The sequence below is a fragment of the Streptomyces sp. NPDC021020 genome (genome assembly GCF_044333285.1).
Taxonomy (GTDB): domain Bacteria; phylum Actinomycetota; class Actinomycetes; order Streptomycetales; family Streptomycetaceae; genus Actinacidiphila.
The window spans coordinates 279549-294206 of sequence record NZ_JBIRQQ010000010.1 but is presented as its reverse complement, the minus strand read 5'-3'; the positions used below and the strand labels follow the sequence as shown (position 1 = coordinate 294206).

The following is a 14658-nucleotide window of genomic DNA, read 5'->3' as shown; positions in this document are numbered from 1 at the left end:
TATGGTCATTTCTGGGGCGGCTTGACCGTGCGAAAGTCGGGCATATAACGGAGGAACCGGACATCCGGTGTCCTGATCCTGGTGTGCCGCCGGGTAAACGCGCGGAGGCGGCTCCGGGGAAAAATGTCGTTGACAAGGTTCTTCGGGACGCATAAGTTCCCGGAAAGATAGGCACTCACAACGGGGGCGTTGCCAAGTGACCGTGCGAATAATCGGCTTCAACTTGAGTCACGACAGCAGTGCGTGTCTCGTCGAGGACGGGGCCATCCGTTCCGCGCTCGCTCTCGAACGCACCACCCGGGTCAAACGCGGCACGGTCCCGCTGCACGCGTACGCGGCGGCGATGGCGGACCTCACCGGTGCCTTACTCTCGGACGCCGGCCTGAGCCCTGCCGACATCGACCTGTGGATCACCACCTCGACCGAGTCGCGCGACGAGGCCGAGGAGGCGGGGCTGTCCCGGGTCCTGGGACTGCTCGTCCCGCCGGAGCGCTCCGTCCACCTGCCGCACCCCGGCCACCACCTGGCCCACGCCAGCGCCGCCTTCCACTCCTCCGGGTTCGACGAGGCCGCCGCCCTGGTCATCGACGCCTACGGCTCGCTGATCGGCACCGGACGGGAGCGTGAGTCGGCGTTCCACTTCAGCGGTGGCAAGGCCCCGACGCTCGTCCTCCGCACCGTCCGCGACGCCGAGCGCGCCGCCGGCCACCGCCGGGACGGCGAGACCTGGCTGCCCCTGCGGATGTCCGGGGTCGGCGAGATCTACCGCGTCATCACCCTCGCCCTCGGCTTCCGCGAGTCCGGCACCGTCTACGACGACGCGGGCAAGACCATGGGCCTGGCCTCCTACGGCAAGCCGCTGAGCAGCGACCCGATGTTCATGGACCTGCTGCCCGACGGCGGCCTGTCCTTCGACCGCTTCCCCGACACGCTGCTGGAGCTGGGCCTCGCCGTACGCGAGGGCGACGAACTGCGCCTGGTGCCCCGCGCGCCCGGGGCGCCCTACACCCGCTTCCACCACGACCTCGCCGCCCAGGTGCAGGCCGAGTTCGAGGAGGCCTGCCTGCACCTGACCCGGCACGTGCTGGAGACCACCGGCAGCCGCTCCCTGGTCGCCGCCGGCGGCAGCTTCCTCAACTCCACGCTCAACACCCGGCTGCTGCGCGAAACGCCGATCGACCGGCTGTTCGTCTTCCCCGCGGCGACCGACGACGGCAACGCCGCCGGAGCCGCCCTCTACGCCTACCACCACCTGATGGACCGGACCCCGGCACCCGGCCCGGCGCTGCAGCACGTCTACCTGGGACCGTCCCGCACCGAGGGCCGCGACCTGATGCCGCTCGCCGAGCAGTGGCAGCTCACCGCACGGCGGCTCGACGGCCCGCAGGCCGTCGCCCGGGCAGCGGCCCGCGCCATCGCCGACGGCGAGATCGTCGGCTGGTTCCAGGACCGCGCGGAGTTCGGGCCCCGCTCCCTCGGCGCCCGCTCCATCCTGTGCCACCCGGGCCTGCCCGGGATGAAGGACCGGCTGAACGCCCGGGTGAAATTCCGCGAGTCCTTCCGCCCCTTCGCCGGGTCGGTCCTCGCCGAGCACGCCGCGGACTACTTCGACATGCCCACCGCCGAAAGCCCGTTCATGCTGCTGGTCTGCCCGGTGCTGCCCGAGCAGCGCGAACGGGTCGCCGAGATCGCCCACATCGACGGCACCTGCCGTATCCAGACCGTCGACGAGAGCACTCCCGGCCCGTTCCGCTCCCTCCTGGAGGCGTTCGAGGAGGCCACCGGCCTGCCGCTGGTCCTCAACACGTCCTTCAACCTGCGGGGCATGCCGATCGTCGAACGGCCCGAGGAGGCCGTCGACTGCCTGTACGGCGCCCGCCTGGACCGGCTGTTCATCGGCGACCTGGTGATCGACCCGCCCGACCTCGGCGCCCTGTGTCCCGTCGCCGTCCAGGACGAGGGCCGCTGGAGCGCGGACCGCGTCGCCGCGGCCGGCAACGCCGCCGCGCGCGCCGGGCTCCCGCAGGACAGCGCCGCCCTCCTCGACCTCGCCGACGGCAGCCGCTCCATGCGGGAGATCGCCGGCAAGCTCGGCACCGACCCGGACCCGGCCGTCGACCTCGCGCTCGACCTGCGCCGGCTCGGCCTGCTGAACTGGGCCGGAGTGCCGCGCATCGCACCGCCCGCCCTGCCCGCGGCCCAGTACCTGCCGGATTCCGCAGCCTAGGCCGGGCACCCCCCAGCACGGCGGCGCCCCGGCCGGAGAGGCCGGGGCACCGCCGTACCCGTGCCGTACGGGAATGTGCGGGCCCCGGGCGGAGCCGCGTTCCCGCCGGCCGCGAGCACGCCGTACCCCGCCGGGCGGGCCCGCGTCACTCCCCGGCGGTCAGCCTCGACAGCGGCAGCGCCGGATCGGCGACGCCCCGCGCCAGCACCGCCGCGTACCGCCCCGCCAGCCGCCGCGCCCGCTCCGGCGTGAACAGGTCGGGCCGGTAGTGCAGCCGCCCCGTGACGTCGGCGCCGCCCTCGCCCCCCTCTTCCACCTCGACCAGCACGTCCAGCGGACTGCCGCCCTGCCCGGCCGCGTACGGGGAGCAGTCCAGCCCGCTCAGCCGCAGCCGGTCCCGGCGGGCGGCGAGCACCTGGAAGCCGACCTGCGCCACCGGATGCCGGGTCAGGTCGCGCGGCGGGCGCAGCGCGGAGACCAGCCGGTCGAAGGGCAGGTCCTGGTGCGCGAAGGCGCCCAGCACCGCGTCCCGGACCCGGTCCACCAGCTCCGCGAACGACGGGTCGCCGCCGCACCGCATGCGCAGCGCGACGGTGTTGACGAACATGCCGACCATCGGCTCCAGCTCCACCCGGCCGCGCTGCCCGCTGAACGAGGCGACGACGAAGTCGTCCTGACCGGCCGTCGCCGCCACCGTCACGGCGAAGCCGCTCAGCAGCACCGTGTAGGGCGTCACCCGCCGCGCCCGGGCGAGCTCCGCGAGCGCCGCCGCCGCGCCGGGCGGCAGGGCGAAGGGCACCGTGGCGTCCACCGACTCCGCCGGCACCGCGCGCGGGAAGTCCGCGGGCAGCTCCAGCGTCAGCGGTGCCCCCGCCAGCTCCCGCCGCCAGTGGTCCAGGTGCCCGGCCAGCGCGGCCGTCTGCCGGGGAGCGCGCTGCCAGGCCGCGAAGTCCGGGTAGCCCACCGGCAGCGGGACGGGCGCGGGCGCACCCGAGACGCGCCGCCGGTGGAAGGCGCGCAGATCCGACCACAGGACGTCCATCGACCCGTCGTCCGCGGCGATGTGGTGCAGCACCAGGAGCAGGACGTGCTCCTCGGGCGCCAGCCGCAGCAGCGTCACCCGCAGCAGCGGCCCGGTGTCGAGCCCGAAGGGGCGGCGGGCCTCCGCGTCGATCACCTCGGCGATCCGCGCCGCCGTCGCCCCCGGCAGGTCCCGCACCTCGAAGGGCACCGGCACATCGTCCGCGACCCGCTGGTACGGCACCCCGCGGTCCTCGTGGAAGGTGCTGCGCAGCGCCGCGTGCCGCTGCACCACGTCGCCGAACGCCGCGCGGAGCGCCGCCACGTCCAGCGCGCCGCGCAGCAGGTGCGCCTCGTGCAGGAGGTAGTCACGGCTGCCCGGCATCATCCGGTCCAGCAGCCACATCCGCTCCTGCGCGAAGGACAGCGGATAGCGTCCGTCCTGCGGCGTCCACGGCAGCACGCCGGGCCCGTCCCGCTCCGCGGCGTCCACCACGGCGGCGAGCCCGGCCACCGTCGGCGCCGCGAGCAGGTCGGCGACCGTGATGTCGCAGCCGAACTCCTCCCTGGTACGCGCGCAGATCCGGGCCGCCGCCAGCGAGTGCCCGCCGAGCAGCAGGAAGTCGTCGTCCGGTCCCACCGGGCCGCCCAGCACCTGCGCCCACAGCTCCGCGAGCCGGCGCTCGGTGCTGCTCGCGGCCGCGGCCGCGCCTCGCGCGGCGGGCGCCCTGGGCACCTCCAGGGCCGCCAGCGCCGCGTGGTCGACCTTGCCGTTCGCGGTGAGCGGCACCCGCTCCAGCGGCACGATCAGCGAGGGCACCGCCCACACCGGCAGGATCCGGCGCAGGCCCACGGCCAGCGCCTCCCGGCCCAGTGCCGTGCCGGGCGAGGGGACGACGTAGGCGGCGATCAGCGCGCTGCCGTCCGCCGTTCGCCCGGCCACCACGGCGTCCTGGAGGTCCGCGCAGGCGTGCAGCGCCGCCTCCACCTCCCCGGGCTCCACGCGGTAGCCGCGGACCTTCAGCTGGCGGTCGGCGCGGCCCTCGAAGACGAGGTCGCCGTCCGGCAGCGTCCGCACCAGGTCCCCGGTGCGGTAGCAGCGCCCGCCGCCCCCGCCCGGTTCCGCCGTGAAACGGGCCGACTCCGCCGCCGGCGCGCCCAGGTAGCCGCGCGACACGCCCACCCCGGCAACCGCCAGTTCACCGGCCCCCGTCGGCGAGAGGGCGCCGTCCTCACCGAGGACGTACAGCCGGTTGCCCGCCACCGCCCGCCCGATCGGGGTCCGCTCCGCGCGGTTGCCGCCCGTGCGCGGCACCGGGAAGAGGGTGCAGCAGATGGTGGTCTCGGCCGGGCCGTAGCCGTTGACGACACGCAGCCCCGGGCGCAGCTCCATCAGGTCCTGCAGCGTTCCCAGCGGGATCGGCTCCACGCCCACCAGCAGCCGGGTGAGCTTCGCGCAGGCCGCCGCCCCGGAGCGCAGCAGCGACGCCAGATCGGGCAGGAAGGCGCCCGGCAGGTAGGCGGACGTCACCTCCTGCTCGGCGAGCCACGCCACCACCCGCGGGCCCTCCAGCCGCAGCCGGTCGGGTACGACGACGAGCGTGCCGCCGTTCATCAGCGGCGACCAGGACTCCCAGACGGCCACGTCGAAGCTCGGCCGCGTCCACCACGACCCGACCGGCGCCGGCCCGGGCGGCGCGAGCCGGTCGAGTTCCGCCACGAGGTTGAGGACGCTGCGGTGCTCGATCTGCACGCCCTTCGGTGTGCCCGTCGAGCCTGAGGTGTGGATGACGTACGCCACGTCGTCGGCGCGGAAGGGCGCCGCGCCGGCCTGCCCCGCCTCGGCCAGCTCCGCGACGGGGACGACCGGGCAGTCCGCGACGGCCTCCGGCGCGTCCGGCCCGGCCGCCACGCAGATCCGCGCGCCGCACCGCTCCAGCATCGCCCGCGTGCGCGCGGACGGCTGCTCCGGGTCCAGCGGCACGTACGCCGCACCCGCCATGAGGGCCGCGACCGTGGCGGCCACGCAGTCCGCGCCCGGCGCCAGCAGCACGCCGACCCGGTCACCCCGCCCGACACCCCGCCGGGCGAGCCCCGCGGCCAGCGCCGACGCCTGCGCGGCCAGTTCGGCGTAGGTCAGCCGGTGCCCGCCCTCCACCACGGCGTACCGCCGCGGTGTTCGTCCGGCGGTCTCCAGCACTGCGTCAACCAGGGACGGGAACATAGTCGGATGATCTCATGGAAGGCCCCGCCCGGCCGGGGAAGTGCCCTACCGCGTTGGCACAATGCCCTTATGGATCAGGGACGTTGGACGGACGCCGACGCGACGCGGTCCGCGCTCGCCGCGGCCGAGATCACCGCCGGGCAGCTGCCCGTCCCGGTGCGGCTGTGGCTGCTCGCGGTGCCCGCCGGTCCCGCGGCGGAACGGGTGCCCTGCCTCGACGCGGGGGAGCACCGCCGGATGGCCGCCTTCCGCCGCGAGGCCGACCGGGTCCGCTACGGCTACGCCCACCTCGCCCTGCGGCTGGTGCTCGGCGACCACCTGGGCCTCACCCCCGGCTCGGTGCGGTTCACCCGCGCCGACTGCCCCTGCTGCGGCGGCCCGCACGGCCGCCCGGTCGTCGCGGCGGCCGGCTGCGAGTTCTCGCTCTCCCATGGCGGGGACCAGGTGATGATCGGCCTGGCCGGGCACCCGGTCGGCGTGGACGTCGAACCGCATCCGACGCCCGCCGCCGTCACCGACCTGGCGCCCACCCTGCACCCCGCCGAGCGGCTCGCCCTGGCCCGCGCGGGCGACGCGCCCGCCGCCTTCGCCCGGCTCTGGACGCGCAAGGAGGCCTACCTCAAGGGCCTCGGCACCGGACTGGGCCGCGACCTCGCCGCCGACGACCTGACGACCTCCCCGCCGGGTTGGGCCGTCGCCGACGTCCCGGCACCCCCGCACCACGCGGCAGCGGTCGCGGTGGCGGCCGGGCCCGTGCCCGCCGGCTGAGCGGCCGTCAGCCGCCCATGTGCGCGCGCAGACTGGCCGGCCGCATGTCCGTCCACACCCTGTCCACGTGGGCCAGGCAGTCCTCCTTGCGCCCGCGCGTGCCCTCCGCGTGCCAGCCCTCCGGAAGTTCCCGGTCGGCCGCCACGACCGAATACTGCCCCTCGTCGTTCCGCACGACGATGTGCACCCGGTTGGCGTCCCCGTCCTCAACCATGTGTCTCCCTCCCAGCGTTGACCACATCATAGGAAGCCCCCCTCGGTTTTCCGAGCCCTCCCCCAAACTCATGCACATGCGCTGACCTGGGTGCCCGGGAGCTGCGCCGAACCACTGAGTGGCCCAGTGCTTGGGCGGCGGACGTCAGCCGCCGTCGCGAGCTGCTGCAATGCCCCGCTGTTCGACGGCGGTACAGATCCGCTCTGAGGCATGTCCGTCAGGCGGGTGGGGTGCGGTTGATCGAAACAGTCCGCAAGACCGGCCTGGATCAGGCGATAACGATCGCTATGCGCCTGCACGTATTACTTGGGGAGGTCTTGTGGGTCTGAGCCCGCGCGAAGTGTTTCTCCGGCTTGTTCATGGGGTTGCCGACGAGTCCTTCGACGAGTTGCCGGCCCTGTACGGCGAGGTCACCGATGTCCGGCATCCGATGGCGACGCCGGAGTCCGAGCCGTTGACGAGTCGGCGTGCGCTCCAGGAGCACTTCACCGTGCCGCCGGACGTTCGGGGGTCCTTGCCCAAGAGGCGGGTCGTCGATGTCGTCGTGCACGAGACCGCCGATCCTGAAGTGATCGTCGCCGAGTTCGCCTACGAGTTCACGTTGCCGGACGACTCCACGGCCAAGGTCCCCTGCGTCTTCGTCATGCGTGTCCGGGACGGCCAGATCATCGAGTCACGCGACTACATCGACCCGATCCGCACGCACACCGCGCGTGGGAACCTCGACCGCCTCATCGCGACGTTGCGTAAGAGGGTCTTGTCGGTCGCTGTCAAAGGAACACTTCTCGGGTCGTATCCGCGTATCCGCGTCGAGGGCGGCGGCCGTGGCGCGGTGTCCCAGGCGGGTGGCGTCCTGCTGGTGGAGACCGTCCGCAAGGTCGGGCTGGAGCAGGCGATATCGGCGGCGCTTTCGCCCTGGCGCGGGCCGCGGGCGGCGCACGATCCGGGCAAGGTCCTTCTCGACGTCGCGTTGTCGGTGGCGCTGGGCGGGGACTGCCTGGCCGACGTCGGGATGCGGCGCCGGATGCTGGCGGGCAGGCGACGGTGGACAACGACGGTGTGCTGGTGCTCGCCCACTCCGACAAGCAGGATGCGGCTGCGACCTGGAAGAAGACCGATGGCCATCATCCGCTCACGGCATTCGTCGACCACGGCCATCCCGGCGCGGGCGAGCTCACGGCGCGTCCACATCATGTGGTCCGCACGGGCGGCCTTTCGTGAAATCCCGATTTGACATTTCGCCTTCGATTTATGCCTAGTGCGTTCATGGTGCTCTGGTGTGAATTCAGCACATGAGAATCAGAGTTGGCGGCGGCGGTGAAGGCGACGCTCAGCGCCGGTCGGAGCGGCCTGCTGGGTGATCCGCGGTGCGCCCCGCACAGCGCCACGAGCGGGAACCGCTGCGGCTGGCACAACCCGCCGGTCCTGCTCCGCATCGACATCGAGAAGGTCTCGACGGTGCGGGCCACCGGGGACGTCGTCGTCATCCACTCCTGGAAGTCCTGCCACCCGCGTGGAAGCGTCAACGTACCTGATCCGGAAGTGGTCCGGACGGAGAGCCAGCGCGCCGGTAGGGGTGAATTCCCGCTCTGCGGGCATTGCGGCTGCTTCGCCGCGGATCTGGAGAAGTCCGGTCTCAAAGGTGGCCGTCGAGCGTGCTTGTGCTCGGAAAGGTGTGAGGTCGCCAAAGCCCCATCCGGGGGACAGCCCGAGATCTGGCGTGTCCCGGGATGCGCGGAATCGTTCACCGGACGTGATCAAGGAGTTCGCGGTCTCGTTGGCGATGGCGATGGCCGCTGCGGCGCCGCTGCCCGCGCTTGTCGTCCGCCGCGTTCCCCGAGACAACTACGGCGTCCTGCGAAGAATCCTGGAGGAGCAATGGACAAGATGACTGTGGCCGAGGCCGAGGCCCTGTTCAGGGAGATCGACGCGGACGGAAACGGAGAGATCAGGTTGAGCGAACTGCGGGACTACGGGAAGGACCACGGCGGCACCGTCGGCGGAGTGAAACTGGCTGACTTCGTCCGAGGCGCCGACACGGACGGCAACCGGCGGATCAGCCGAACGGAATTCACGTCGCACTTCGCCTGACCGGCTGTCCCTCGCGCACAGCCCCGTTCGCAGGCGACGACCTGATGGGCGATGTGCCTGAGCGGCGCAGCTCCGCGCTCTGCCCGGCCGAAGGGATCCCGGTCGGGCAGAGGTGTTCAGCGAGCGGTCGTCGTCACGGGTTCCAGAGCTGCACGGAGCTGGCTTCGTCGTTGAAGGAGCCCCACCTCGAGGGCGTGTGCGGCTCGGGGACATCGATCTCGACATGCCGCAGATTAGCGAGAGACGTTCCGCCCGCGACCGTGATCGAGTCACCGACGCGGTCCGTGTCCTGGAAGAGTCCGGCCCACCAGTCCGGGGGGGAGTTCAGGTAGACGGAGGACGTGCGGTCGTTGGCGTCGTAGTCGCCCAGGTCCGGGACCGACTTGGTGATGATCCAGATCCTCGCGTTCGAGGTGCCGTTGAAGTCGGTGTCCTGGTAGAGGCACAGGGACCTCTCGGGGCAAGCGGAGAGGCCGTGGCCCCGGATCTCCCGGACGCCGGAGTCGTCGGCGGACGCGGGCGCGGCCAGCGGCAGGCCCGCGGTCAGCATCGCAGCCAGGACGAGGGCGGCTTTCGTCATCATGCTCTTCGGTACTCCTTGTGTTTGCGACGTTGCCCTTTGCGGCTGCTGGGCAGCTCATGTTCCAGAAGGCCAATGGGTGGTCGCTCAGCGGCGTGTGCGGCTCGGGTCAGGTGGAGGGCAGTACCTTCCAGGAGCCGGTGCCGGTGCCTCGGTCGGTGTAGTGGCTGGTGACGACGTCGTACTTGGCGCCGGACTGCGCGGCGACGCCGTTGGTGTCGAGGAAGCCGCCGTTGGCGGAGCCGTAGTCGTTGAGCAGGTGCACGATGTCGTCGGTGCGGATGTGACCGTCCGCGGGCGAGGACGTCTTGCCGAAGATGTGCCACTTGCCGGTACCGGTGCCGCGGTCCTTGGTCTGCGTGGCCGACACGTTGTACTTGGCGCCGCTCTTGGTGGACACGCCGTTGGTGTCGAGGTACGTGCCGCCGCCGTACTGGTTGACGAGGTAGATGACGTCGCCGCTGGTCACGCGTGTACCGGCTGTCTTGCCCGTGGCGGAGACGACCTTCCATACCGATGTGGCCGGGCCCCGGCTGTTCGGGGTCTGGTTGGTGTTGACGTTGTACGTGGCACCGGGCTGGCTGGAGACGCCGTTGGTGTCGAGGTAACCGCCGTCACCTCCGTACTGGTTCTGCAGCAGGATGTTGCTGCCGTAGGTCAGATCGCCGCCCGCGGCGCCAGCCGCCGGGGCGGAGAACGAGGCGGCGGTGACGGCGAGGACTGCTGCGGTGGCTCCGACGGCCATGCGCTGCTTCACGGTACGGAACACGGATTTCCCTTCGGGACTCTATGCGCTTGCATGCTCACTTTATGTGAGCAAAATGCGGGGCGGAAGAGCCATACGGGTGAATCGATCATGTTCGCCGGGGCGGCCGCCTCCTCGGGCGCAACGTGAGCTTCCTGCTCGTTGAACAGCGTGTCGCCGTACGGATCCACCCAGGCGGGCTCGCCCGGGCCACAGCGGTCGAGCCTGCTCGGCGCCCGCACCGTGTCAACGCTTCACCGCGCGGGTAAGGCCCCCGCAGCAACGTAGCTCAGGGCAGCCCCTTTCGTGTGGGCCGCCCCGAGTGAACGGCGCGCCCCACCGCGCGTGAGGGAGCGGACGGGAGCCCTGGCCCGGGTCGGTGACCGCGGCGCGGTCCGGGGAGGTCGGACGGGGCCGGCCGCCCAGGCGTCGAGGCGGCACCGGGTTCCGCTACTCGGAGATGGCGTAGTCCCTGCACAGGGCGTAGGCGGTGGCGGTGCCGCTGTGGGCCTTGGCCGCCCAGGTGTTCTGGAGGTACTGCGAGGGGGTGTTGGCCTCGATCAGGTCGTGGGGAGTGCCGTCGGCGCCGTAGACGGGGTCCATGGCGTAGCCCCCGCCGATGAGGTTGGTGCTGTTCAGGCAGCCCGCGTAGGAGGTGCTGCCGGCGGAGGCGGCCGCGCCGCGGACGGCGTAGGTGGGGACGGAGTCGCTGTCGCACAGCGCGTACGCGGTGACCGTGCCTTTGTGCATCCGGGCACCCCACGCACCCTGGCGGTCCGCCGAGGGCGCCGAGACGTCGACGGTGTCGCGTACCTCGCCGGTGGAGTCGTACGTGCCCGCTCCGGCGTAGCCGCCGCCGATGAGCTGCGTGCCGTCCGGGCACTGCGCGTAGGACATGCCTCCCGGCGCGGACAGCGCGCCTTTGACGGTCTGCACGGTGGTGACGGCCGAGGCCGCCGTCGTCGTGCAGGGCACGGCCGCCGCGGCCATCGCCACCGCGGCCGCCGCCATGGCGACACGGGTCCTGGTCATTGCTGCTCCCATCCTCACCGCGTGGGCACGCGGCGAACGACCGGGACAACGAGGGCATTTCCCGCGAGGAGTCGATCCCGGGGCGGACACCACTCCTTCGGGTCCCCGCACCCGCCGGCGGGCGCGGGGTCAGCCGTTCAGGATGCGGGCCTTCTCGGCGGCGAACTCCTCGTCGCTGAGGACGCCCTGGGTCTTGAGGTCGGCCAGCGTCTTGAGCTGGTCGACGCGCGACTCCTGCGACGACTCGGCCGGGGCGGGGGCCGGGGCGGCCGGGGCCGGCTCGGCGGGGGCGTAGCGTTCGGCGTCCCGCTCGTCCGCGCGGGCCTGGACGCGGCGGTTGACGGCGGTGGCGGTGCCGGTGACGACGGCGGTGCGTGCTGCGGCGCCGATCAGTCCGGGGCGTCCCATCCTGCGGCGCATCATGCGGCGTTCTCCTGGTCCAGGGCCTCGACGGCGGCGGCGACGGTCTCGTGCGGTACGCGCTGGAGGGAGGCGACCTGTCCCTTCGATCCGCGGACGGCGGCGGCCAGCCGGGCGGCCCAGACGTTCTCCCAGACCACGACGAGCGCGGACGACGACGGCGGCATGCCCTCTGCGACGACCGCGAGGTCCTCCTCGCTGAGCAGGTCGAAGTCCTGGCCGGTGACCTTCTCGAAGGCGTCGGCCAGGCCGGAGTCCGCGAGTTCGACCACGGTGGCCGTCCCGCCGGGGTCCTTGCGTACGAACGTCAGGTCCAGGACCCGGACCGTGCCCTTGTCCTGGAGGTCCCGCAGCGCGGGCGCGATGTCGCCGTTGAACTGGTTCCCGGGGAAGGCGATGACGGCCACGTCGACCGGACCGACCGTATCCGCCGCGAGGGTGTCGGGCATCGGGTGGGACCGCCTCTCTGCAGGGGGGTGACGTCACCGTAGGCAGCCCTCTTCACCCTTCGCATCCCGGCCGGGGCCGATCGGGGTCGGTGCTCCGGGGAGCGAGCAGACCGCGTCACGCTGGTGCGGCCGGGGAGCGTCCCGGTCGCCGGAGCGCCCGCGGGAGCAGTTCCGTGGTGACGAGGGATACGACGGCGGCGAGGATGATGACGGGGAGGGCGTCGGTGTGCCCGACCAGCAGGGCGACCAGGACGACGGAGCTGACGGGCAGGCGCAGCGCCGCGCAGGACGTGGCGGCCATGCCGGCGGCCATCGCCGGGACCACCCCGTATCCGGGGAGCGGTGCCAGCAGCACGCCCGCTGCGCCGCCCAGGAAGAGCGCGGGGAAGATCGGGCCGCCGCGCAGGCTGCCCAGACTCACCGCGTAGGCCGCGCCCTTGAACGCCAGCACCGCGACGAGCGCGCCGACCGGCCAGGCGTGCGGGTTCTCGGCGAGCCCGGCCAGCGCCGACTGCCCGGACAGCGCGGCCTCGGCGGGGGAGCGGCCGGTGGCGAGGGCGTAGAGCGTGACGCACGCGGCCATGGCCGCGGTGCACAGCGCGATCACGGGCCAGGGGCGGGGCGTCGCCGCCGTCGCGGTACGCCGGCCGAGCGCGAGGACGGCGTGCATCGCGACGGAGAGGGCCACGGCGACCAGTACCGACCAGGCCACGTCGCCGGTGTCCAGTTGCGGGGGCTCGGGCAGATGGAGGGAGAGGCTGCCGGTGTGCAGTCCGGTCCAGCGGCCGAAGCCGGTGAAGACGATCGCGCCGACGCCGCTCGCGAGCAGCGCGGGCAGCAGTACGGCGAACAGCTGCGGGCCGCCGACTCCGGCGGCCTCCATGAGCAGCACCACGCCGACCAGCGGGTTGCCGAAGATTGCCGAGATGGCCGCGGACGACCCGGCGGCGGCCATGAGCGTGTTGCTCGCCTTGGTGGCCGGGGCGCGGGCCAGGTCGCGGAAGAGCAGGGCGAGTCCGCCGCCGAGGGCGATCAGCGGCGCCTCGGGGCCGAGCACAGCGCCCCACGGCAGGGCGCAGGCCGCTGCCAGGACGACGCCGGGTACGGCCGCCTTCGACGCGCCGCCGAGGTGCAGTCCGGCGGCCGGTACGTGCCCGCCCTGTCCGGGCAGGTACCGCACGACGAGCGTCACGCCCACCGCCGGCACCACCGCCGTCGGCAGCGCCCACCACCACGGCGGGTCGGCCCACCCGGCGTCGTGCGGCCAGGTCTCCCAGATCAGGTGCTCCAGCTCGTGCAGTGCGGCCAGGAAGAAGAACGCCAGCAGTGACACGGGGATGCCGATGATCCCGCAGAACACCAGGGCCTTGAGGTAGCCCGGCCGGCGCAGCGTCTCGCCGAGGGAGTCGTCCTGCTGCGGGGACTGCGGCGCGGGGCGCCCCGGTTCGGCGGGAGGGCGGGCGGACTCGGCGATGGCGGGGCTCCTCGGGCGTGTGCGGTGGTCGGGTCCGGACCCCGGTGAAGGCGTCGCGGCGCTGCTGGGCGGGGCGGGTGCGCGGTCAGGGGTCCTCGGCTGCTTCGCCCCAGTCGGCTCGGCCGGTCGGAGCGGCCGGGCCGGACGGGGCGGGGCCGCCGAGTCCTTGGGGGTCGGGGACCGCGGCGGGGGCGGCCAGGGGCGGGTCGGGCAGCGCTCGCGCGGAGCGGTCCAGCATGGTGCGGTAGCCGGCGAGGGCGCCGGTCCGGGCGGGCGGGGCGGACGAGGCGAGGGTGTCGAGGAGCGAGCGGAGGCGCCGGACGACCTGGAGGGAGTCCGAGCCGTAGTGGAGGACCTCGGACAGCGCGAGGTCGAGTACCTCCTCCCAGCCGGGTCTCGGCAGCGTGAGACGGGCGACTCCCCGGTGGTCGTGGATCGTGGCGGTGCCCAGGGGGCGGTGCGCGAGGCGCAGCAGGACGGCCTCGATCTGGTCGAGGGCCTGGACGGCGGTGGTGGGGTCGTTGACGGCGGGTGAGAGTGCGCGGATCGCGACGTCGACGAGCAGCCGCAGGCCGTAGGCCGGGTCGTGGTCGATGCGCCGGGTGGGGCCGAGACGTACGGCGCGGACGAGGCGGCGCGCGTCGTCCTCGGGGACCGGCCCGGGGACGACGCGCAGGAGCGGGGCGCCGGGTTGGACGAAGGTGCCGACCGCGGCCAGGCAGGTGACGTACGTGTCGTGCCGTGCGGCGATCCCGGCGATGGCGGCGCCGTCCACGGACTGGACGACACCGCTGTGGCGGGCGGTGAGCGTCGCGGGATCGGGGTGTTCGCGTCCGGACAGCGCCGGGGTCGCGGGCTGCCAGGTGTCGTCCAGTACCGAGTGGAGGCGCACGCCGACGAGCCGGGCGAGGCCGCCGCCGGTGATCACCTCGCGCAGCGCGGTCAGGGTGCGCAGGGTCGTGCTGGTGGAGAGGATCACGAAGACGATGGCCAGGGTGACGGACAGCCGCGGTACGTGGCTCTGGCTGACCTGGGCGAGGACCACCAGGGCGTAGACGGCCGTTCCGGTCAGCGCGCCGAACAGGACGAGGGAGTGCTCGAAGAAGCCGAGCAGCCCGGCGAGCCGGGGTGAGGCGTTCTGCACGGACTGGATGACGAGTGTGACCGCGGTCAGGACGAAGCCGGTGAGCGCGATGATGCCCGACGCGATCGCCCCCAACGTGGCCTGGGCGGTGGCCGGGTCGTAGGAGAGCCCGGCGACCGGGTGCCGGCGTTCGAGGTGCGGCAGCCAGTAGCCGAGGAGTACGGCCGCGGCGATCATGGCCGCGGCGAGGCCGCGGTTGGGCCAGGCGGCCCGGGCCGAGAGGTAGGCGCCCCCGTGGGCGCGGCGGAACGGCACGCGCGGCGGCACGGC

12 protein-coding genes and 1 pseudogene are annotated in these 14658 nt (G+C 73.2%); 4 read left to right on the top strand and 9 right to left on the bottom strand.

Going from position 1 to position 14658, the window contains the following annotated elements:
* The first annotated feature begins 196 nt into the window (after positions 1–196).
* On the top strand, positions 197–2227 hold the full coding sequence (locus tag ACH4SL_RS29275) for a carbamoyltransferase (protein WP_398450912.1): 2031 nt from the start codon (positions 197–199) through the stop codon (positions 2225–2227).
* A gap of 145 nt (positions 2228–2372) precedes the next feature.
* On the opposite strand, the gene ACH4SL_RS29270 is transcribed toward ACH4SL_RS29275, so the two are convergent.
* Positions 2373–5471: an amino acid adenylation domain-containing protein gene (locus ACH4SL_RS29270; RefSeq protein ID WP_398450910.1), complete on the bottom strand. Its 3099-nt coding sequence runs from the start codon at positions 5469–5471 to the stop codon at positions 2373–2375.
* 69 nt (positions 5472–5540) lie between these two features.
* Here ACH4SL_RS29270 and ACH4SL_RS29265 point away from each other — a divergent pair, with 69 nt between their 5' ends.
* The gene (locus ACH4SL_RS29265; RefSeq protein ID WP_398450908.1) at positions 5541–6239 is read left to right on the top strand and encodes a 4'-phosphopantetheinyl transferase family protein; all 699 of its coding nucleotides are present in this window, start codon (positions 5541–5543) and stop codon (positions 6237–6239) included.
* Between the two features lie 7 nt (positions 6240–6246).
* Here ACH4SL_RS29265 and ACH4SL_RS29260 read toward each other — a convergent pair whose 3' ends face one another.
* Positions 6247–6453, bottom strand: a complete 207-nt coding sequence (locus ACH4SL_RS29260) for an MbtH family protein (RefSeq protein ID WP_398450906.1) — start codon at positions 6451–6453, stop codon at positions 6247–6249.
* Between the two features lie 757 nt (positions 6454–7210).
* Between ACH4SL_RS29260 and ACH4SL_RS29255 the strand changes: the two are divergent.
* Positions 7211–7635: pseudogene (locus ACH4SL_RS29255) on the top strand (transposase); the annotation flags it as partial.
* Positions 7636–8331: 696 nt separating this feature from the next.
* Positions 8332–8544, top strand: coding sequence for an EF-hand domain-containing protein (locus ACH4SL_RS29250; RefSeq protein ID WP_398450904.1), 213 nt, complete (start codon positions 8332–8334; stop codon positions 8542–8544).
* A 133-nt stretch (positions 8545–8677) separates the two neighbouring features.
* Here the strand turns inward: ACH4SL_RS29250 and ACH4SL_RS29245 are convergent, their stop codons facing one another.
* The 7 genes from ACH4SL_RS29245 to ACH4SL_RS29215 all read right to left on the bottom strand — a co-directional run bounded on the left by ACH4SL_RS29245 (position 8678) and on the right by ACH4SL_RS29215 (position 14655).
* Positions 8678–9127, bottom strand: coding sequence for a peptidase inhibitor family I36 protein (locus tag ACH4SL_RS29245; protein WP_398450902.1), 450 nt, complete (start codon positions 9125–9127; stop codon positions 8678–8680).
* A 106-nt stretch (positions 9128–9233) separates the two neighbouring features.
* Positions 9234–9893, bottom strand: coding sequence for a hypothetical protein (locus tag ACH4SL_RS29240; protein ID WP_398450900.1), 660 nt, complete (start codon positions 9891–9893; stop codon positions 9234–9236).
* A gap of 426 nt (positions 9894–10319) precedes the next feature.
* On the bottom strand, positions 10320–10901 hold the full coding sequence (locus tag ACH4SL_RS29235) for a hypothetical protein (RefSeq protein ID WP_398450898.1): 582 nt from the start codon (positions 10899–10901) through the stop codon (positions 10320–10322).
* Positions 10902–11030: 129 nt separating this feature from the next.
* A complete protein-coding gene (locus ACH4SL_RS29230) occupies positions 11031–11324 on the bottom strand; it encodes an SHOCT domain-containing protein (RefSeq protein WP_398450896.1) in 294 nt (97 codons plus the stop codon).
* Positions 11321–11770, bottom strand: a complete 450-nt coding sequence (locus tag ACH4SL_RS29225) for a DUF6325 family protein (protein ID WP_398450894.1) — start codon at positions 11768–11770, stop codon at positions 11321–11323. The genes ACH4SL_RS29230 and ACH4SL_RS29225 overlap by 4 nt, the downstream gene beginning before the upstream one ends.
* A 115-nt stretch (positions 11771–11885) precedes the next feature.
* Complete coding sequence (locus ACH4SL_RS29220; RefSeq protein ID WP_398450892.1) at positions 11886–13103, bottom strand: chloride channel protein; 1218 nt, start codon at positions 13101–13103, stop codon at positions 11886–11888.
* A gap of 226 nt (positions 13104–13329) precedes the next feature.
* Positions 13330–14655 carry a DUF2254 domain-containing protein gene (locus ACH4SL_RS29215; protein ID WP_398450890.1) on the bottom strand — a complete coding sequence of 442 codons (1326 nt, stop codon included), beginning with the start codon at positions 14653–14655 and terminating at the stop codon, positions 13330–13332.
* Positions 14656–14658: the final 3 nt, after the last annotated feature.

Bases quoted from the DNA above. Each gene is read 5' to 3' on its own strand.
- ACH4SL_RS29270 (WP_398450910.1), bottom strand. From the start codon at position 5,471: ATGTTCCCGTCCCTGGTTGACGCAGTGCTGGAGACCGCCGGACGAACA.
- ACH4SL_RS29265 (WP_398450908.1), top strand. From the start codon at position 5,541: ATGGATCAGGGACGTTGGACGGACGCCGACGCGACGCGGTCCGCGCTC.
- ACH4SL_RS29260 (WP_398450906.1), bottom strand. From the start codon at position 6,453: ATGGTTGAGGACGGGGACGCCAACCGGGTGCACATCGTCGTGCGGAAC.
- ACH4SL_RS29250 (WP_398450904.1), top strand. From the start codon at position 8,332: ATGGACAAGATGACTGTGGCCGAGGCCGAGGCCCTGTTCAGGGAGATC.
- ACH4SL_RS29245 (WP_398450902.1), bottom strand. From the start codon at position 9,127: ATGATGACGAAAGCCGCCCTCGTCCTGGCTGCGATGCTGACCGCGGGC.
- ACH4SL_RS29235 (WP_398450898.1), bottom strand. From the start codon at position 10,901: ATGACCAGGACCCGTGTCGCCATGGCGGCGGCCGCGGTGGCGATGGCC.
- ACH4SL_RS29230 (WP_398450896.1), bottom strand. From the start codon at position 11,324: ATGATGCGCCGCAGGATGGGACGCCCCGGACTGATCGGCGCCGCAGCA.
- ACH4SL_RS29225 (WP_398450894.1), bottom strand. From the start codon at position 11,770: ATGCCCGACACCCTCGCGGCGGATACGGTCGGTCCGGTCGACGTGGCC.